Origin of the sequence: Nitrospira sp., assembly GCA_016715825.1 — a bacterium.
Classification (GTDB): domain Bacteria; phylum Nitrospirota; class Nitrospiria; order Nitrospirales; family Nitrospiraceae; genus Nitrospira_D.
In genome coordinates this window covers 75,695-95,175 of sequence record JADJXO010000007.1, presented here as the reverse complement: position 1 = coordinate 95,175, position 19,481 = coordinate 75,695, and the positions used below count along the sequence as shown (strand labels likewise).

Below are 19,481 nucleotides of genomic sequence, written 5' to 3'. Positions count from 1 at the left end.
TTGAGGTACCACCATGAAACATGATGACCGTACCGAGCTTCATGCTGATCAACATGCCTTGACGGCCATCTTCCCGTCTTCGGTCGCATCCGGTACCTCGGGCCGGATATTAGCGCAACGCCTGACTGCGCTGGCCGCCGCGCTCCTGTTTGGAGTCGGTGGGGTGCGAGCCGCGCCGGAACACCGCGGCGCTGAGGTTCAGGCGGCTGAGATAACCCAGACGCCGCTCTATCAAGACCTGGGTGAGCATCACTACCGGATTACGACCGGCCAATCGCTCGCGCAGCGGTACTTCGATCAAGGGTTACGGCTGTACTATGCATTCAACCACCAGGAAGCCATCCGGTCCTTCAAGGAGGGAGCTCGGATCGATCCTGGCTGCGCCATGTGTTATTGGGGTATCGCGCTTGCCTACGGTCCCAATATCAATGCGCCGATGGATGTCGCCGGCGGCCGTCTCGCCTATCGTGCACTTCAGCAGGCGCTCAAGCAGGATAAGAAAGTGAGCGCGCGCGAACAAGCCTTAATCCGTGCACTCACGATGCGATATGCAGCTGAACCGCCGAGCGATCGTGACCAATTGGATATCGCCTATGCGCGGGCGATGAAGGATGTCGTCCTCCGGTTCCCGGATGACATGGAAGCCAAGACCTTGTATGCGGAATCACTGATGGACTTAAGCCCCTGGGACTACTGGACCAGTGAGGGCAATCCAAAGCCACATACGGGAAAGCTCTTGTCACAGCTCGAGCAGGTTTTAGCCGCAAATCCCAACCATCCGGGTGCCAATCACTTGTACATCCATGCGGTCGAGGCGGTCCACCCGGAACGGGCGATCGAGGTAGCCGAGCGTCTTGCAGGCCTGATGCCGGGATCGGGGCATCTCATCCACATGCCGGGCCATATCTACATCAGGGTCGGCCGGTACGAAGATGCCATCAAGGCCAACGAGCATGCCGTGCATGCCGATGAGACCTACATTCGCGACCAAGGTCCTGCGGCCGGTATCTATGTGCTTGGGTACTACCCGCATAATTACGATTTTCTGGCATTCGCGGCGAGCATGATCGGCCGTGAGAAGCAGGCTATCGACGCTGCCGATAAGATGACGTCTCTGGCACCCGGAGACCTGCTGCGCGAGCCAGGGATGGTCTTTCTCCAGCACCACCAGACACGCCACCTACAGATGCGTGTGCGGTTCGGACACTGGGATGAACTGCTGGCAGCAGATGAGCCTGCACAGGATCTGCCGCACGCCCGTGCGATCTGGCTCTACGCCCACGGTCGAGCGCTGGCAGCACGTGGCCACATCAAAGCAGCCGACGCAACGCTGGTCCAGTTGCGCACGATCGCTCAAGATTCCAACGTGAAGTCGCTGCACCTTGAATTCAATACCGTCGGGGCCGTATTGACAATCGCCGAAGAAGTGCTGGCTGGACACATCGCTGCCGCCAAAGGCGATCTGTCTCGTGCGATCGATTATCTCCGAGAAGCCGCGCGTCTTGAAGACACGCTCGTGTACGGTGAGCCGCCTGAATGGACGGTGCCGGTGAGACAAGAACTCGGCATCTTGCTGCTCAAGGCCGGACGTCTCGATGAGGCCGAGCAGGCATTTCATGAAGATCTGGGACGTTTCCCCAATAACCTTTGGTCTCAGCAAGGCCTTGACCAAACGCTCCAATCAGCCAGGAACCGGGATGGAAATTAAGACCGCTCCCAGCACATCGTTCAGCTTATAGTCTCGCTTGGGGCTCTGTGGGTGCGCGTTATGACACGTGACGCAGACGGGCGAGACCGCCCGATCCGCGTACAAGGCTTCAAACCGTCGTTTCCCTCCCTCCGTAACGAACCCCTTATAGGGACGATCCGGCTCCGCCATGATGGCCTCCATCCCATTTTTCTCGAACTCGGTCGCAGGCCCGCTCAATTTGTTGATGGGATTGAGGCTGATCAGCCCGTACCGCACCTTGACCCCTGTGAGCGACGCTAAGCTCGATGACTCCTGCACAAACTGCGCAGGTAACGGCAATGCGCTTTCCGAACGCCAGCGTTCGGAGGATTCGATCACTCCACGCTGTTGCATCCGCTCCACGACATGGACGGTGTAAAACGTCCGGTCGGAGGCCAAGACGGCATAAATGTAATCCACGACGGTTTCCGCGGGTACCATGGCCGATTCCTTACCGGCCAAAACGGAACCCCCAGCCACGAATAGGCACAGCATAAGGCCCAACAATCCGGCAAGCGCCTTTCTCAATGGCATCACGTCCTCCCTTCGATCGATCCCCACCCGGTCAAGAAAGTTTCCACAGTCACCAGTCTCTGATCATGCGACGTTGTCGGCACCGGAGTGCGATTCCACCTCCGTGTTTGATCAGACCTTCTTGCGATCGGCGACCAAGGCATCGACCACGGTGGGATCGGCCAAGGTCGAAGTATCCCCCAGGTCACCTAACTCGTTCGCCGCAATTTTGCGCAGGATACGCCGCATAATTTTCCCCGAGCGAGTCTTGGGAAGCGCCTCAGTCCATTGGATGTAATCAGGTTTGGCGATCGGACCGATTTCCTGCCGTAGCTGCTGAAATAGAGCCGTGCGCAACGTTTCCGATGGCGCCACACCTTGCTTCGGCACCACATAGGCATAGATCCCCTGGCCCTTGATCTCATGGGGGAACCCGACGACGGAGGCTTCGGCCACATCCGGATGTTTCGCCAGCGCACTTTCCAACTCGGCCGTCCCCATGCGATGGCCGGACACGTTCAACACATCGTCGATTCTTCCCGTGATCCAGTAATACCCATCGGCGTCGCGCCGGGCGCCGTCTTCCGTGTCGTACAGCCCGGGGAATCGACTGAAATAGGTCTTGAGATACCGCTCATGACTTCCATGGATCGTGCGGGCCAGCGCAGGCCAGGGCTTGGTCATGACCAGGCGGCCTTGAGCCTCTCCCTCAAGAATGTTCCCTTTCTCATCCACGATGGCCGGCACCACGCCGAAAAACGGTTTTGCGACTGAACCAGGTTTCAACGGCATGGCCCCCGGCAACGAAGTCAACAGCAGCCCCCCGGTTTCCGTTTGCCACCAAGTGTCGGCAATGGGGCACCGCTCATCGCCGACGACGCGATGGAACCATTCCCATGACTTGGGATCGATCGGTTCCCCCACGCTGCCCAGCATACGCAAACTCCGACGACTGGCCTTCTTCACCGGATCATCGCCTTGCGCCATCAGAGAACGGATCGCCGTAGGCGCCGTATAGAAAATCGCGACCTGGTGTTTGTCCACCAGCTGCCACAGGCGAGAGTAATCTGGATAATTGGGAACGCCTTCGAACAGCAGCGTGATTGCCCCATTGGCCAAGGGACCGTACACGCTGTAGGTGTGGCCGGTTACCCAGCCGATATCCGCCGTACACCAATACACTTCGCCATCATGGTAATCGAAAGCATAGCGATGTGACATGGCGGCGAACAACAAGTAACCGCCGGTCGTGTGCACGACGCCCTTCGGTTTGCCGGTGGAACCGGAGGTGTAGAGGATAAACAGCGGATCTTCGGCGTCCATCTCCACCACCGGACATTCGGAGGAACTGCCGTCCATGGCCTCGTGGTACCAGACATCCCGCGAACGGTCCCAGGGAATCTCCCCACCGAGTCGTTTGACGATCAGAACCGTGTTGACGCCCGGGCATTCGCGCAATGCCCGATCAGTCTTCTCCTTGTGGTCGATGGCCTTGTTACCATGCCGGTAGCCGTCGACGGTGATCACCAAGCGGCACGCGCTGTCCTGCACACGATGTTTGAACGCCTCGGAGGAAAACCCGGCAAACACGACGGAATGGACCGCGCCGATACGGGTGCAGGCGAGCATAGCAAAGACGGCTTCGGGAACCATCGGCATGTAGAGACAGACCCGATCGCCCTTGCCGATGCCACGATCCTTGAGCACATTCGCGAGTCGGCAGACCTGTTCATGCAATTCGCGATAAGAGATCGTGCGACTCTCGCTTGGCTCGTTTCCCTCCCAGATGATTGCCGTCTGCGCACCGCGCATCGCCAGATGACGATCGACACAGTTGAAACAGGCGTTCAGCCGCCCCCCCTCAAACCAACGAACGTGCCCTTTCGTGAAATCCCAATCGAGCACCTTGTTCCAGCGTGCGGACCAGTTCAGAAACTGGCCAGCCTGCTCGTCCCAGAACCCTTCGGGATCATCGATCGAACGTCGATACAGCTCCTGATACCGTTCCTCGGTGATATGGGCATGTTTTCGAAACTCATCAGGAATAGGGTACAGGTCTTGGCTCATAGAACCTCATGATGACGTGTTCAACGTGTCATTGGTCAGCTCGCAGGCCCTGTTCCGATACGGCCTGAGAGATGGCGACGTGAGGTATCGTCTTCCTCCTCGCTATCGCTTCACGATCACGCCGCAGGCGATGCGTGTGCCACCCGGTCCGTCTGTCGTCGGCGGATCCGGCAGATACTGGTCTTCCAACTCATGCACGATAAAGGCACTGCCGTCCTGATCGAAGAGTGTATTCAAGCCATCCGACAACGTCACCCGGCTTGTCATGGTATAGAGTGAGCCTTTCCGGTCCTCGTTCACTTTCAGGTTCGGAAGGTCCCCCAGGTGATAGGGATGGTTTCCCAATCCCGGGCTGACATTCGCCTCAGGATTGACCAGCGTATCGATGTTGCCGTCATAGTGTCCCTTCGCCGCCGTGAACGGGTCGCACGATCCGGTTTCGTGAATATGGATCGCGTGACGTCCGGGAGTCAGCTTGCTCACCGCAGTACCTTCGAGCTTCAGCTTGATTCGGACACGGCCTTCATACTCTTCGTACAGGTCCACTTCACCGATTATGCCTTGCCCAGCAATCTCGGCGTGGGCGTGAAGCGTCGTATCACGCTTCCCCGTATGATACGAACTGCAGCCGACGAGCAGCGACAGCGCAGCGACGGACGGGATAACAAGAGACCGCATACTCATGAGACCCCCCCCCTTCCCCTTCAAGATCAACGGACGATCCGTTTTCCTTGTTCCACGACGTTCTCCACGACTTCCTTCGCATCAGTCGCCAGTGCGGATGCCTGGTCCTTCATATCTTCCACTAGGTTCTGGAGTTGTCGCCTCGTGTAGGCCCCGGAGTGAGGCGCGAGTAACAACCCGGTCATCATGCCGATCGTCAACCCGGCCAGAAACGTGACCGCCATCTCACCACAACGACAATCCTCTCGCATGATGCCCTCCTCTTGCCGCTACGCAGTTAGCCATGGTGGTTCTCCAACCCTCCCAGGCTACGGATTCCCCTACAGAGTCGTCGGCGGAGGGTTCCGTATGTTTCCGTTTCCGTTACTGCTTGCGCTCATGCTTCAGGTCTTCCTCGGACACATTCACAACTGTGCCGCTATCGGCGTCGATGATCACCTCCATCACTTTGTTTTGGCCGGTGACGACTTCGACCTCCCAGACGAGCCTGCCAGCCTTCTTCTCTAATTCAGCCTCAATCACCTTGCCCGACACTTTCCCCGCGGCTGTCTTGAGGGCCTCGTGGATCGAGACCTTGGCCGCAGCAGCCATCTCCACGGCTTCCTTCACCTCGTCCATCTTGCTCGTTCCCTTGTCGTCACTCCACGCAGGACTGACCAGCATCGCCGTCACACAGAGCACTGTTGCCGCACCACCTAGCCATTTCATGGATACCTCCTCTGTTGACACAATGATTCTCTCCTCCGCATGAGCCTTTCCGGCTCTGCGCATTGACGGCTAGACAAACTGCAAAACATGCGCCGCTTCCGATGTGCCATTGAATACGTCAACGACCGAGAGAGGCTGCCCCTTCACGCAACACATCGGAGCGATGTACTGAGGAATTTGGCGACAGCACACTTCGTCATCTGCGGGACCTGTCAACCCAACACCGGAAGAGAGAGGGTCTCTTTCATCGCCCTATGAACGCAATGCGCCACCGCTTCATTGCCTTGCGGAGAGTAGTGGCCACCAGCCATGAACCGCTCTGAGGGCTTGACCTCGGACAGACAGGAGGTAGTATCGACATATCGGATACCGGCCTGCTTCAACACTCGCTTCCCAAGAGGTACTGTGGAAGCCGCTTGCCCTAGCTCCGCCCTCACCGGGAGAAATACGACGAGAGGGATCGAGTCCGCTTCTTGAGCCGACCTCACAAACGCATTGAGGATCGATGCATTGATCGATACCAGCGCATCATCAGATAGAGTGGGACCAGCGCCTTCCCAGGAAGGAAACAGACTCGTGAGAAGCCGAACAAGGTAGGAGACATGATACCAACGTTGTTCCCAGTCTCTCGACTGATAGCCTCCTTCATACTCCAGCAGAGGTAGGTCAGAAATCGTCTCTGCAGAAAAGATCTCCTCGGTGGAAGGCGGAGTCACATTCACATTCATGAGGTCTCCAGCTTGCAGAATGAATCGTGGTTTTGAAAAAGGGATGTTCCAATGAGGCCTGGCGATAGGGGGATACACGATCATCGTGCGGCGAAGATCAGGAGTGACGAAGCTCAAGATTGAGACCGTTGGTCTCCGCTCGCGAACATCCTGCTCGTACCGCACCAACGCCTGGCCCAGGCCATATCCACCGACTCCGAAGTTGACGACTCGAAATTCATCGCCCAACATCTGCTCTAGCCGATGGCCCCAGGTCTCCTCGTAGCTCACCTCATTGCCGAAGGTGAAGGAGTCCCCTACAAGAGCGATTTCATTCTTGCCCTGGATCTTGGGGAACACGACTCCCTTCTGGGGAGCCCGGGCCCCTTCCACGCTTGAACAGTAAAGACCGTCCGAGCTGCACTGGTTTGGCACGACGGTCCACCCCATCCCGTCATCATAATCCAAATAACGAGAATGATTGGAAGTGACGTACTTAGGAAGGAGACGTGATCTTGCCTTGTCCCAGCTTCTCGGCTTCAACACCACGTTGCCGAACACTTCGCCATCCATGTGACTTCGAGAACCGGTTCTCACGACGATTTCACCCGTGATCACAATCACCAGCACACTGACGACATTCATCATCACCACCAGATGAAAGCGACCCGTAGGCGATCGTTTGTCGACCAGATACCGGTGAACGAGATCCGCGCCACTCATGACAAAGACAACGACCGCACACAGAAACACCAGCCCCGGCCTGCTGGGAAGAAAACCTTGGAAAGACCTTTCTCCTTTCAGGTGGAGCGCGATCAGAAAAACCGCGATCGCCGATTCAAAAAGAAAGAGGGAAGTAAGAAGAAGCAATTCTCGTTTCGAGAGTGAGGTCTCTGGCGTCATGTATCGTCCTTTCTAAGTTCCAATACTTTTGAGCTAAACTCACGCACGGCGGTGCTCTGTTTGGAGGAAGCACGTGGGATTTTAGTAACACTCTAACGCTATTTCGGCTTTAGCACTCTGCGACTCGTATAGGGGTCAGCCGCTATCGCTATTCTTCGGCGGTGGTGCGGCATAATGTTCCAGCGACGGACTGACGAACGTTTCGCCGGCCAAAGCCGCATGGATGGCCGGCACGAGATCTGAGTGGGCCGATTGTTTCCGCACGAACCCGACCGCACCGGCGGCAAACGCTTCGTCTTTGGTGTTCTCGTTTGCATGAACAGTGCACACAACAACCCGGCAATCCGGTAAGTCCTTTCGGATCGCCCGCGCCGCATCGAGCCCGCCGACTCTCGGCATGATGAGATCCAACACGACGACATCGGGACGAAGGCGACGCGAGACGTCCACCGCCGCCCGCCCGTCCGTGACCGCTCCGACGACCTCGCCGGCTTTATCCGCCAAGCGGCAGAGATTCGCCAGCATGTGCGGATGATCATCGGCCAACAGAATGTGCGGTTTGCTCATGCGACCTCCTACCTCGACAATGCAGACGTCCCCCTCCAGGCATTCCAGAACTCACTCAGGCGTGATCGCCAGATAGATCGTGGCCCGTCCCCTCGTCACCAATAAGAGCACCCGGTCTTTTGCTTTCAGCTTGCCGACTTCCTTTTCAAACTCTTCGACCGATGTCACGGCCTGACGATTGACCTCCCGGACCACGTCACCTTCGTCCCCGGTGCCGAGTCCGCCACAAGCGTGCGCAGATGGGTCGGATCTCTCACCGGCTTGCCGTCAAGCTCCGTGATAATGTCCCCTCGCTCAAAGCCGGCCTTGCTCGCCGGGTTATCCTCCATCACATCGGCGACCAGCGCACCTGCCACCCACGTCACCCGTATGAGTCGTGGTCTAGAGTCGACCAGAGGATCTACCATGCGCTTCCTCTCCTCCTTCTGCGGCTCACGCCCCGGCCTGCACGCAAGCACATCACAACAGGCTTCCGCCGCCTCGGTTACAGCCCGCGTATTAGAATAATGCGAGCCATCACGAGGTATCCGACAAATGCGTACCTTTCTTATTCGACAATGTACGAAAACGAAATCGACAAGAGAACTAGGATGGTTCCTGGCCCTCCGGCAAGAAGGCACTAGGAACAGGACGGCATGGGAAAACGATTGCGGCCGAATCCCGACAACCAAACGAGAGGCGGGGCGGCCCTTCTTCTCCTGACGCCGCCCCCATCGACGGGTCTCAACGCACGGACGACCCCGCAGATGCCATCTTTCGCATCAAGGCCCCACGCCCTGTCGCATCATCGCCCGGTGTTTGCTGGCCAGTTGCTGGTCCTTCTCCGCAGTTTTCCGAAAATCCGCAGCAGCCTCACGCAACGACGCGATATGCTCTGACACCTTCATTTTCCCGGTGTACGCATCTGGAAACTTTTCAAAGTAATCAGCCGCAAACTCCCAATCCATCGCTTTGCTCTTGTTCTTCTGAGCCTCTTCCTCATAGTACATCGCGAGATCGTGATGATCGCTCGTGGCAGTATCCGCCAACTTCGGATGCCCGCCCGCCTCACTCTGCGTGGCCAGTAACAAGGTGATGAAAAGCAGAGCCCCCAACCATGTGAAAGTACGCATGAGATGCCTCCTTCTTTCTTTCCGTGTGCCCTCCTCGATCCCCGAGTTTCGCACCGTTCAGGACACATTGATCGGTTACGAAATTGTGATGGCTCGTTCTGAAACTCAACATCCCTTCTCCCATGACCCCTCAGAACCCCACAATCATCACGTTTACCATTACAGGTTCCCATTCCCTAAGACACTAGGCAATCGGCTAGAAGTGAACAGAATTTGTCCTGGTGGCGTTGAAACTCTAAGGAGGAGACCGTGGAAGAGTAGGAATTTGCCTATCCCGCCCTTGCGCAACCAAATCCTTTCAAGGGAACACTCACACCCATTCACTCTGGTCTGGACGAAAGAATGAACGTGACTATGGCCTTACCGATAAGAATCGACTCTTACTTCATGCCCTGGTAAGGATCGTCGATGATGGCCTGGCATTCCAGGCAACGGACCTTGCCGGTCCGTTTTCCTCCCCTCGTCCGTACCTCGTCAATCAGGCGGCCATGGACGCATCCCTGCTTCGAAAGGAGCTGGACATCCGGTGCTGCGGCGGAAGCTTTGATCAATGTCAACCTCTGTTCCATGGCGCCCCCTTTGATACGTGATAACTGCATGGCTCCCCTCCTTCTCACATCAACTCATACCCGCATGATCACCCGATATGATTCACGCGATCGGGGAATCGCATCCTTTTCCATCGACGACTGATGCAGCGATGAAAATACCGACTTCATCTCACGAACGATACTGGGTGACTATCTAGGGGAAGGAAGAAATACTGCTAGCCCTGAGCCCCAGCAATACGAGCGGAGTTTGCCCACAGCTGCCGACGCGCAATATTATTCTTTACGAATTCTGAGAGAGGCCGGTGTCGGCACTGACCAAGCCTTCCGCGATGGCGAACTTGGCTAAGGCCAGCGTAGAGTGAAGGTTGAGTTGCTCCATCAACCGCGTCTTATGGAAGTCGACGGTCTTGACCGACACATTCAAGAGGACGGCGATGTCCTTGGGACTCTTACCCTCCGCCAGAAGCTGCAGCACCTCTCGCTGCCGAGAGGTCAACTGCATCAACGACTTTTTCAGATCCGTCGATTTCTGATTCACTATCGACTCGAGCACCGGCCTGGTGATGGTCGGCGTGAGATAGGTCTGTCCCTTGAGCACGGTGTCGATCGCATACGGCAGTTCAGACGCCGCCGATTGTTTCAACAAGTACCCGCTGGCCCCGGCTTGAAGCGCCTCGGTGGCAAACACCGGGGAGGCATGCATCGTCAGAAAAATGAACTTGGCCTCCGGCACCGATTTCCTGATCTGCCTCGCCGCGTCCATCCCGTTCAGCAGCGGCATCGAAATATCGACCAGAATCAGGTCCGGTCGCAACCGCTCGGCCGCCTCGACCAAGGCACGGCCGTCTTCGACGGCCCCGACGACCTCACAGGTGCCTTCAACCAATTTTCGTAAGCCAGCCAGCATGATCGAATGATCATCGGCCATAAGTAAGCGGGGCTTCTTTGTCGTGATCGGTACCTGCATAAGACTAGCCTACGCTCCCATCTCCGCACGATGCAAGCCGCTTCTCTGCTGACTGTCGTCGTTCACCAGGCGCACGCTTCACGTTTCACACTTCACGTCTTCCAACGGCACCCAGGCGTGGAGTTCCGTCCCATCGTTCGGTTTTGCCCGGACGCGAAACGTGCCGTTCAGCATTCCCACCCGCTCCGCCATACTGGTCAATCCCAGCCCCTTCCGCCGGGCAGCCCCATCGGAGTTCTCGATCCCTCGCCCATCATCGTGGATACACAGCCCTAAACCTCGGCCTGTGCGCAAGAGCCGCACCAACACGGTGGTCGCATTGGCGTGCTTCTGCACATTCTGAAGGCCCTCCTGTAACACGCGATAGAGACAGGTCGCATGGTCCAACGGGATCTCCTTGGGCACATCCTGCGTGATCAGTTCCGCCGACAATCCGGTTCGCGCGCCGAAGTCGTTGACCTGTTCGCGCACGGCCATCTCCAGCCCCCCAAACTCCAAGACCGACGGATGAAGCTGATGTGCCATGCGTTGGAGATCGGTGGTCAGTTGCTCCGCCGACGCCCCGCAAGCCTTGAGCTGTGAGAGCAGTTCCAGATCTTGCGAGGGTGCGGAGGAAGCAAGGCCATACAGCTCCAACGCCAGAGCGCCCATCCGTTGCATCACATCGTCGTGGAGATCCCGTGAGATCCGCCGCCGTTCTTCTTCCTGCGCCCGTAGCAACCTAGCCCCAAGGTCGCGGAGCTGCGCTTCTCGATCGCGCAACAACCCCTCGGTCGACTTCAGCGCCGTGATGTCCGTACTCAACGCAAAGAGCCCTATGACCTCACCCTGGTCACTCCGATCCGGCACATACCGTGTCGACAAGACATGCACGCTGCCGCCCGGCACCTCCAGTTCATATTCGAATGACACCGGCTCTCCCGCAAGAGCCTTATCCAGATAGGGTTTGACCTTCGCATACCCTTCGAGACCCAGCAGGGCAGAGCCCGACATGCTCTCGATCTCCTTATCGGAGTGCCCGAAGAGTTGCTCATACTGTTTATTGACGAACCGATAGCGTCCGTCACGGTCGATATAGGCAAAGAGAGCCGGCACATTGTCCGCGAGGGTGTGGAACACCTGTTCTCTGCGGCGCACCTCCTGCTCGACACCCTTGCGCCAGGTGATGTCCGTCTCCGCACCGACCATGCGGACAGCCTGCCCCTTCTCATCCCTGATCGCGACGCCCCGGTCGAGCACCCAGATAGAGGTGCCGTCTTTCCGCTGGATGCGATATTCCTCCCAGAACTCCCCCCTCTCGCCGCAAAGATATTCTTCAAGACTGGACAGGACGGACTGCTGGTCTTCCGGATGAATACGCCTCTGCCAGTCCTCCCTCGATTCCGGCTGGTCGTTTGCCTGAAATCCATGCATCTCCTTCCACCGAGGGGAAAAGTAGGCGGTGTCGCTGAGCAAATCCCAATCCCAAATCCCGTCGTTGGTCGCGCGCACGACCCAATCCCAGCGCTCGTTGGCCTCGACAAGTTGTGCCGTCCGTTCGCGCACATGCGTCTCTAAGATTTCGTTCAGGCCCTGCATCTGTTCCTGATTCTGTCGGCGTTCAGTGATGTCGAGACAGACGCCGACCACGAATCGACGGTGACCATACCCATCCTGTACCGGACGACCCGACCCGAACAGCCAATGCACCGAGCCGTCGGTATGGACGACTCGAAACTCGTCTCTCACCGTCACCCCTTCCTCCAGCACCCTGCGAACGGCAGTGCAGACACGTGCACGATCATCGGCGTGAATCCTCGACAGCGCCTCGGTTCCTGTGCAAGGACCAGTCTCGACCCGGACACCGAATAGCGTGAACTGCCAATGGTTGCACCGTAACGAGTCCGTCTCGGCATCCCACTCCCATGTGCCCATATTGGCGCTCTCCAGCGCCAACAGCAGCCGTTCCTCGCTTTCGCGCAGTGCCGTTTCAACCTGTTTGCGCTTGGTAATGTCCTGCACGGTTCCGAACAGACCGACGACCCGGCCGGCCGCATCTCTGCTCGCGTAGCCGAGCTCGCGCATCACTTTCATCGAGCCATCCTGCTTCACGACCCTGAACTCCATATCGAAGGATGTCCCGTGAGCCCTTGCCTCGACGTTCGCCTGGACAATCCCTGGTCGATCATCGGGATGCACCAGAGCCAGGAAGGACTCGTACGTCTGCCCAAGCGGCGATGGCTCAACGGCGAACATGGCGCATAACTGATCTGAGAGCGCGATGCGGTCGGTCTCCACGTCGAACCGCCAGCTGCCGAGCTTGGCGATGCGCTGGGCCTCGGCAAGGTCGGCTGCCGTACGGAGGACCATGTCTTCGGCTTGTTTGCGCTCAGTGATGTCGTTGCCGACGGTGATCAGACAAAGCGTCCCCCCGAGCTCCGCCAGGTCGGAAGACACAAGCACATGGCGCAAGGCCCCGGATTTGGTCTTGAAGCTTGACTCAAGATTGCGCACCGGCTTGCCGGCTTTCAGGCGCTCGACGAGCCGCACTCTGTCCTCAGGATTCGGCCAGATGTCCAACATCAACGTGGTGTTTCCGATCACTTCCTCGCGACTAAAACCGAACAGCCGCAAACAGGCCTCGTTCACCTCAATACAACGACCTGTGGCCACTTCCGTGATCCCTATCGGGTTCGGACTTGTCTGGAAGGCTATGGCGAACCGTTGTTCGCTCTCGCGTAGAGCCTTCTGCACCCGCAGGATGTCGTCCACATTCGTGACCGAGCCGACCCAGCGAGTCACCTCCCCTCGGCGGTCGCGCACCGGCAACGCCCGTGCAATGACCCACGCATAGGCTCCATCGACCCGCCGTAACCGCTGCTGCGATTCGAACGGCGTGCCAACCGCCATGCATTGCATCCATCGATCGATGTTTGCCGTTCGGTCATCGGGGTGCAGTGCCTCGACCCAGCCCTGTCCGGCCACTTGTTCGGGCGTCTGCCCGGTGAAGCGACACCAGCCTTCACTGGTCCACACGTTCCGGCCCGCCGCATCGGTCTCGAAGAGGAAACTGGGGACCGCCTCAGCCATGGTGCGGAAACGTTCCTCGTTCTCGCGCAAAACCTCTTCCGTCCGCTTGCGCTCGGTGATGTCGGTTTCGGATCCCGCCATGCGAATCACCTTGCCCGCGCTGTCCCGCTGAGCGATCCCGTGGTCCAGAATCCAAAGCCAGCAGCCATCTTTGTGGCGAATTCTGTACTCCTCGCAGAACACCGCTGTCCGCCCCTCAAAATGCGCGTACACCGCCGCCATCACTCGTTCTCTATCATCAGGATGGATTCGACTGCTCCACTCGATCTCGTCATCACTCACTTCATCGTCAGCAAGTCCGCGCAACGTTTTCCAGCGGGATGAAAACAACACCCGTTTCTCAGGCACGTTCCAATCCCAAATCCCGACCTGTGAGCCCGCCACCACCAACGCATAGCGCTCCTCACTCTCACGCAAGGCCATGAGATCCGCGGCACGTTGCTGGGCCATGGACTTCTCTTTAAGTAGGAGCCCGGCAACGACGAGCAATAAAAACGACGTCAGAGCCCGGTTCCCAACAATCACGGGCGTGACCTGTTCAACATGCTGGATGATCCCTGCCCAGGTGAGGGGGACAACGCAGGCGGTCAGGGAAAGAGTGCTCCGCCAACCAGGAATACGCCTCGTGAGCAAAATTGGTAACGCATAGAGCATCGGCACAGCGATGCCCAGCGGGGTCACAAAGTCGAAAACGAATATCCCTGCTGCTGCTGCTGCTGCTGCTGCAACGATCCAGCCAATCGGCTTTGTTTGAGTCTCTATTGGAGTCATGGACTAAGCTCCTTGCCGAAGCACCGCAACAAGCGGTGTAGAGATTGCATCGGGAATAGAGGAGTCTATACCTAAAGCAAACTTCAGCGCACTAGGCGATCACCTAGGGGACAACAGTATCTTGCGGGCTGGTGATAGTTCGTCATCAAACTAGGTTGTTGCCTAGTTCCTCCGTTGCTCATCTTAGAGCATGGTAGGCCGAATTCTGAGGGGGATCGGTTCGATCCCATTCATCGATGCCACATGGCAAGACAGGAGGTGCTGTCATGTCTACCGTACAATCAACCATCGAAGATGCCGTAATCGATATCCTGGCCCACACCGGCCCTTGCACGATTGATGAGGTGGTCCAGTTACTTCCCGCCCACGACTGGAGTGAGGTCTTCTTCGCTGTCGATCACATGTCACGAGACGGTCGACTGGTATTTCGGCGCCCTTCGAGTTCAGTCTATCAGCTCTCGCTCTCTGCATCAGGCCAAGGGGACGGACCTGAAGTCACCAGGTCCACTCAGGTGCGGTTTTGTCTGGGATGCGGGTACCTCTGCGACAAGATCACGCCGGAAGATCGGCCGTCGCCGTGGGTCGAAGCCAACCGTTACCTGAAGAAGCATGGATTGACCTGGTTTGAGCTCGAACGGATCGACGCGATGTGCCCGGCCTGCTCCCATGTACAGGCCTGCGGGACGCGCCGAGTCCCTCCACGCGCTGTCGCGACGACGGCTCGTTAGGACACCCAGCACAGGGCGGGCGGAATCTGTGAAGAACGTTCCGGACGCGAATGTGGCCTGGAAAACAGTTTAGGAGGACGGCGCCTCAGGTGGCACGCCCAAAAAGCGGAGGGGCTTTTCTTTGGTGAGGTGCTGCGGCTGGACGATGTAGTCGCCGGTCATCGACGGGATCCAGACGGATTTCGCGACCTCCGCTTTTCCACCCGTCATCGCCCAGGCGAGGCCACCCACAACCCCGCCCCCGATCGCGTAGGCCACCTTCGCGGCTCCATACGGAAGGGTCAACAACCAGCTAGCGGCTTGGAGTCCGGCTTCTTTCGTTCGCGATGGACTCGGTTGTTGGATATCGTGAGAGTTCCCCGGGCTGGCTTCAGGTATTTCTTCAACATGAGCCAGTACCGATCCCCCCATCACCGTCACGAGTAACAGGCACAAGGCCGTCCCAATAACACGCGACCCTATCGTATGTGCCCGGCGAATACCGCTCGTACTCATGTCCTGCTCTCCTGAGAGGCATGCCTTCTACCATAAACAACCCAACGCGAACAACATGCCGGGTGCTCCCCCTGCTCCCTTACCTGCTCATATGTTTCTGCAGAATGCTGCCTTCTGTGTCGTGATCCTGCCTCAAGCGCGTTGCATGACTTCTTGTTCACACGAAGCCCGGATGGCGACCTCGACACAGCAAGGATCAAACGCCCCGCCGGTCACCTGGATACCGCCCACCACCCGGTCTATCCCAATTTGCCAGCATTCTCGAAGCGTGGCAGATGTCGATGGGCCGGCCATGACCACAACTTTCCCTCTATAGCCTGCTCTCCGTGCCTCCCGGAGAATCTCCGTGGCGCTAGGATCCACCGCGTACAGATCCACTACGAGAACCTGCGGTGGTTCCTGCTTCAGGCTCGACAAGACGTGGTGCCGATCCACGGGCACGGACAACTCATATCCCCTTTCACGTAGACATTCCGTCAGCCGAGTCTGTCGCTCGGCATCATGGGTCACGATCATCACATGCATGGCTCACCTCCGATTATCCGCTCTGTCCGCTACCCCACAACGTACCGTGGTTCTTGCGCCGTTTCGGCATTCATCAGGCCGCATCGACTTCCTCACGGTTGTATGAGCAAGATACTGACCAGAATCTTCCTCTGAGGCAGTCGCAAAAAAGCGGCCCCGATTCCCGATTGATCCGACTCAATTGAATGAACAAGGGGTAAATCGCGCCAATGTACGTCGAAGAAACAGAGGAATTATGCCACGACCGAACCGTAGCTCCACGGGGATCCATGACTCGCGCCCTATCCATCGACCTTTCCCCCGCTGCTGCCCAGCTCCCGTAGATGTTTGCCGAAGAAGCGATCCTGAACCGGGTGGGAAGCAGATCGCTCTCATGTGAGGCATGCCCCATACGAGAGGGCATGCCTTGGTGGGTCGGTGTTCAGGAGCTCGTGTGTTCTTTCAGGATCGGAGATTCTGTAATCATCGTATTGTCCGGTGCCATTTCAGCAGCCTTCTTGAACGCGGTGGTCGCCTCGTCATGTTTGTCCTGTTTGCTCAACGCCAAGCCGAGGTTGAACTGCGCTTCCGCGAGTTTTGGGTCAGCCTCAAGGGCTTTACGGAAGTGGCCTTCCGCGACGTCCCAATGACCTGCCTGGGCGTGAGTCACCCCTTCCTTATTTTCAGCTCGCCCGACCGAGCTCTCCGGCGCCGCTAAGGCAGCCACGGTTGCCGTTTCGGACGTCTCCGGCTTCGCCGCCTCGGTCGGCGCAGCCTCAACCTTCGGCGCAGGTGCCTCCTGCTTTGACTCCATCGGAGGCTGCCGTTCCTCACAACCGGCCAGACCCATCATCGCGACGAAGCCGACACAGGCCACGCCAATGGTTGCTACTCCCCTCCAGTCCTTGTCCCTCATCGTTCTCCTCCTTATATGGTTACGAACAGGTATGCACCCACTGCGCTCTGTGTTCGGGTTCATGCTCACCGACAGTGGTTATTGTGGTTCCGGCACCGCCTTCGTCGCCTCTTGTATCGGTGGTTCGATCTTGATGATCGGACCGTCGACCTTGGGGAGAAGTCCCGCACCGGGCTTCTCTAAGATGCGCTCGTCCTGTCGATTGATGGACAGGCTCTGTGTGACGTGGCCGACGTCCGTAACGGCCGCCTCTTGTAAGGCTTGGTCCCCGACTGCGTTCTTCTGCCCGGGATCGTTTGCGAGCGATTGACCCCGCACGGGATCAACGGCCTTGCCCATCGGATAGCCGGGATGGGTGGGCAACATCGACGGGTTGGCAAATGCGAACGAAGCCCCGGCCAGAATGGCGGCTCCGACCAAACACGCACTCAATGAGGTGTTCATGACGCGCCTCTCTCGTGTGGTGACATGTGGATTGAGGGACATCGCTCTTCACGCACAACACATTCGTATAAGGCTTTCTTCAGCTACCGCTGACCGCACCGAAGATATTTCTCGACTTCATGTGGTGACAGATCACCTTACCGTATTTTTTGATGCCTAACGAACTAGGGAAATGCCTAGTTTTGCCGTTCGTCGACACCAGCAATCGCCTACCGTCACCGCAACGCTCTGCCGTGCAGCCATCGTCACAGCAAAATCCGGGAAGAATCTGTGCTCAAGGACGCGGTTGGGCCGCCTCTTTTCCGCTTGGCCTCCGGCGATGCCGCCTCTCCTCACTAAGACGAAATTGCCATTCCTTCCGGGATCATTCGCTCGTCGTACAAGGTTCTTTCCTAGTCGCACGACGCCCGCCCGTACTTTATGGTGCAGACCCAGGCAGACGGATGCGGGAGATACGTGTTTGGTGATTAGCAGGATGCTGAAAAAGTCCACCAGCGGCATTCTCGCATCGCTCAGAGGCTCAACGTACCGAAGCGTACGCCTTCCCTCTTCACTCGCTGCGGCCTTGCTGGACGGCCTTTTTGAGCAGCCTGGGAAGTATCGTGTCGGACTTCCTTCTGTCATATTTCAACGGTGGTTGATGAATACTCTGAGTTTTTCAGCAGACTGTTAGAGGAACGAGACGAGGTCATCATGAAAGATCACAACGTTCTTGAAAAAACCAGCACGGTGCAGAAGGACATCTGTAAGCGCTGTCAGGGATTGGTGGTGCCGTCCTTCACCGATTCGTTGTTCCTCGAAGTCGCGGAAGCCGTGCAGGGGCCGTCGTGGCGCTGCGTGAATTGCGGGGAGTGGTTTGATGACACGGTCTTGTCCAACCGCCTCGAGAGACATCCTGCCGGATCCGTCTCAACGGACTCTCCGCCGCAGTCTCGCCGACGTCGTTGGAGACGGTAGTTGTCTGCCGAGGGAGCATGACGCGTACGGACGGTTTTGACTCGGGTTGTGCAGGATGCCGGCCTATAACACCGGAGAAAGGGTGTAAATCATGACTATGCTGCGCATGACAGGGAAGAATGTGTGGTCGATCGTTCTGGCCGGAGGCGACGGCGAACGGGTGAAACCGCTCGTCCTTCGATGGCTGGGCCGCCATCGTCCGAAACAATACTGCACGTTCGTCGGGACTCGTTCGATGTTCGAGCGTACCCTCAATCGCGCGGCGCTGATTGCCTCGCCCAAACGAACCGTGGTCGTGGCGGCTCGGCATCATCGAAGCGAGTTGCGAAATCAGCTGTTCGCGCATCTGACTCATAAAATGATTGAACAGCCGCTCAATCGCGACACAGCGGCGGGCCTTTTCCTACCGATTTCATACGTACGCGCCCGCGACCCCCAGGCAATGGTCGTCATCCAGCCTTCGGACCACTTCGTCTATCCGGAGCGGCGCTTTGTGGAGGCAGTACGGCAGGGCGTGGCCTCAGCCGAGGCGATACCGGATCGCCTCGGCTGCTCGGGGTTCAGCCGGATCGCTTGGAGACCGAATATGGATGGATTCAACGGGGCGCCAAGCTCGAAGGAACCTCCGCAACCTCGGTCCATGCCGTGTCGTCCTTTCTCGAAAAACCCGATCCTGCAGGGGCTGATGCCGCATTACGCGCCGGAGGCTTGTGGAACACGCTCGTGCTCACAGCGACCCTGGACGCCTTGTGGAAGGCAGGATGGACCTGCTTTCCCGACCTGATGACGCTGTTTGAACGGCTGTGTGTGGCCTGGGGGACTCGGGACGAGGCGGCCATCCTCGAAGACCTGTACCGAGAGATGCCGCAATACAACTTTTCATCCCATCTGCTTCAACCAGCACCTGAGCGGGTCGCGGTGATGGAGCTGACGGACGTGCTCTGGAGCGATTGGGGGAGACCGGAACGCATCGCCGAATCGATCCGCCGGATCGGCAAGGTACCCACGTTTCCGCTGGACTGTCTCGAACGGCCGTTCGCTCCGAATCCAATTCCGCAGAAGGCCGAAGAAATTCTCATACCCGCATAG

The 19,481-nt window shown here is 57.9% G+C and carries 21 protein-coding genes; 5 read left to right on the top strand and 16 right to left on the bottom strand.

From position 1 onward, the window contains the following. Positions 1–13 precede the first annotated feature (13 nt). The gene (locus IPM58_14370; GenBank protein ID MBK9308227.1) at positions 14–1,708 is read left to right on the top strand and encodes a hypothetical protein; all 1,695 of its coding nucleotides are present in this window, start codon (positions 14–16) and stop codon (positions 1,706–1,708) included. Here the strand turns inward: IPM58_14370 and IPM58_14365 are convergent. The 12 genes from IPM58_14365 to IPM58_14310 all read right to left on the bottom strand — a co-directional run bounded on the left by IPM58_14365 (position 1,682) and on the right by IPM58_14310 (position 14,348). After that, positions 1,682–2,263, bottom strand: coding sequence for a DUF3365 domain-containing protein (locus IPM58_14365; GenBank protein MBK9308226.1), 582 nt, complete (start codon positions 2,261–2,263; stop codon positions 1,682–1,684). The genes IPM58_14370 and IPM58_14365 overlap by 27 nt on opposite strands. Before the next feature lie 111 nt (positions 2,264–2,374). Next, positions 2,375–4,309 (bottom strand): acetate--CoA ligase, encoded by a 1,935-nt coding sequence (gene acs / locus IPM58_14360; GenBank protein ID MBK9308225.1) that lies wholly within the window; start codon positions 4,307–4,309, stop codon positions 2,375–2,377. Positions 4,310–4,411: 102 nt separating this feature from the next. Beyond that, positions 4,412–4,993 carry a superoxide dismutase family protein gene (locus IPM58_14355; protein MBK9308224.1) on the bottom strand — a complete coding sequence of 194 codons (582 nt, stop codon included), beginning with the start codon at positions 4,991–4,993 and terminating at the stop codon, positions 4,412–4,414. 26 nt (positions 4,994–5,019) lie between these two features. Continuing rightward, positions 5,020–5,244 carry a YtxH domain-containing protein gene (locus IPM58_14350; protein ID MBK9308223.1) on the bottom strand — a complete coding sequence of 75 codons (225 nt, stop codon included), beginning with the start codon at positions 5,242–5,244 and terminating at the stop codon, positions 5,020–5,022. Between the two features lie 112 nt (positions 5,245–5,356). Further along, complete coding sequence (locus tag IPM58_14345; protein ID MBK9308222.1) at positions 5,357–5,701, bottom strand: PepSY domain-containing protein; 345 nt, start codon at positions 5,699–5,701, stop codon at positions 5,357–5,359. 212 nt (positions 5,702–5,913) lie between these two features. Continuing rightward, entirely contained in the window at positions 5,914–7,311 is a 1,398-nt protein-coding gene (locus IPM58_14340; GenBank protein MBK9308221.1) for a hypothetical protein, read from the bottom strand. A 135-nt stretch (positions 7,312–7,446) separates the two neighbouring features. Then, entirely contained in the window at positions 7,447–7,878 is a 432-nt protein-coding gene (locus IPM58_14335) for a response regulator transcription factor (protein ID MBK9308220.1), read from the bottom strand. 164 nt (positions 7,879–8,042) lie between these two features. Beyond that, the gene (locus tag IPM58_14330; GenBank protein ID MBK9308219.1) at positions 8,043–8,285 is read right to left on the bottom strand and encodes a PDZ domain-containing protein; all 243 of its coding nucleotides are present in this window, start codon (positions 8,283–8,285) and stop codon (positions 8,043–8,045) included. 354 nt (positions 8,286–8,639) lie between these two features. Further along, complete coding sequence (locus IPM58_14325; protein MBK9308218.1) at positions 8,640–8,990, bottom strand: hypothetical protein; 351 nt, start codon at positions 8,988–8,990, stop codon at positions 8,640–8,642. Positions 8,991–9,370: 380 nt separating this feature from the next. Further along, positions 9,371–9,589 carry a hypothetical protein gene (locus IPM58_14320; protein MBK9308217.1) on the bottom strand — a complete coding sequence of 73 codons (219 nt, stop codon included), beginning with the start codon at positions 9,587–9,589 and terminating at the stop codon, positions 9,371–9,373. 232 nt (positions 9,590–9,821) lie between these two features. Next, on the bottom strand, positions 9,822–10,508 hold the full coding sequence (locus IPM58_14315; GenBank protein ID MBK9308216.1) for a response regulator transcription factor: 687 nt from the start codon (positions 10,506–10,508) through the stop codon (positions 9,822–9,824). Between the two features lie 78 nt (positions 10,509–10,586). Continuing rightward, positions 10,587–14,348: a PAS domain S-box protein gene (locus IPM58_14310; GenBank protein ID MBK9308215.1), complete on the bottom strand. Its 3,762-nt coding sequence runs from the start codon at positions 14,346–14,348 to the stop codon at positions 10,587–10,589. Between the two features lie 266 nt (positions 14,349–14,614). On the opposite strand from IPM58_14310, the gene IPM58_14305 reads away from it, so the two are divergent. Continuing rightward, entirely contained in the window at positions 14,615–15,076 is a 462-nt protein-coding gene (locus tag IPM58_14305) for a hypothetical protein (GenBank protein ID MBK9308214.1), read from the top strand. A gap of 69 nt (positions 15,077–15,145) precedes the next feature. Here IPM58_14305 and IPM58_14300 read toward each other — a convergent pair whose 3' ends face one another. The 4 genes from IPM58_14300 to IPM58_14285 all read right to left on the bottom strand — a co-directional run bounded on the left by IPM58_14300 (position 15,146) and on the right by IPM58_14285 (position 17,435). Continuing rightward, positions 15,146–15,571 carry a hypothetical protein gene (locus IPM58_14300; GenBank protein MBK9308213.1) on the bottom strand — a complete coding sequence of 142 codons (426 nt, stop codon included), beginning with the start codon at positions 15,569–15,571 and terminating at the stop codon, positions 15,146–15,148. Between the two features lie 132 nt (positions 15,572–15,703). After that, positions 15,704–16,096, bottom strand: a complete 393-nt coding sequence (locus IPM58_14295; GenBank protein ID MBK9308212.1) for a hypothetical protein — start codon at positions 16,094–16,096, stop codon at positions 15,704–15,706. Positions 16,097–16,517: 421 nt separating this feature from the next. After that, entirely contained in the window at positions 16,518–16,991 is a 474-nt protein-coding gene (locus IPM58_14290) for a tetratricopeptide repeat protein (protein ID MBK9308211.1), read from the bottom strand. 78 nt (positions 16,992–17,069) lie between these two features. After that, complete coding sequence (locus IPM58_14285; GenBank protein MBK9308210.1) at positions 17,070–17,435, bottom strand: hypothetical protein; 366 nt, start codon at positions 17,433–17,435, stop codon at positions 17,070–17,072. A 693-nt stretch (positions 17,436–18,128) separates the two neighbouring features. On the opposite strand from IPM58_14285, the gene IPM58_14280 reads away from it, so the two are divergent. The 3 genes from IPM58_14280 to IPM58_14270 all read left to right on the top strand — a co-directional run bounded on the left by IPM58_14280 (position 18,129) and on the right by IPM58_14270 (position 19,481). After that, positions 18,129–18,392 carry a hypothetical protein gene (locus tag IPM58_14280; protein MBK9308209.1) on the top strand — a complete coding sequence of 88 codons (264 nt, stop codon included), beginning with the start codon at positions 18,129–18,131 and terminating at the stop codon, positions 18,390–18,392. Between the two features lie 91 nt (positions 18,393–18,483). Further along, positions 18,484–19,176: a hypothetical protein gene (locus IPM58_14275; GenBank protein ID MBK9308208.1), complete on the top strand. Its 693-nt coding sequence runs from the start codon at positions 18,484–18,486 to the stop codon at positions 19,174–19,176. Further along, positions 19,116–19,481: a hypothetical protein gene (locus IPM58_14270; protein ID MBK9308207.1), complete on the top strand. Its 366-nt coding sequence runs from the start codon at positions 19,116–19,118 to the stop codon at positions 19,479–19,481. The genes IPM58_14275 and IPM58_14270 overlap by 61 nt, the downstream gene beginning before the upstream one ends.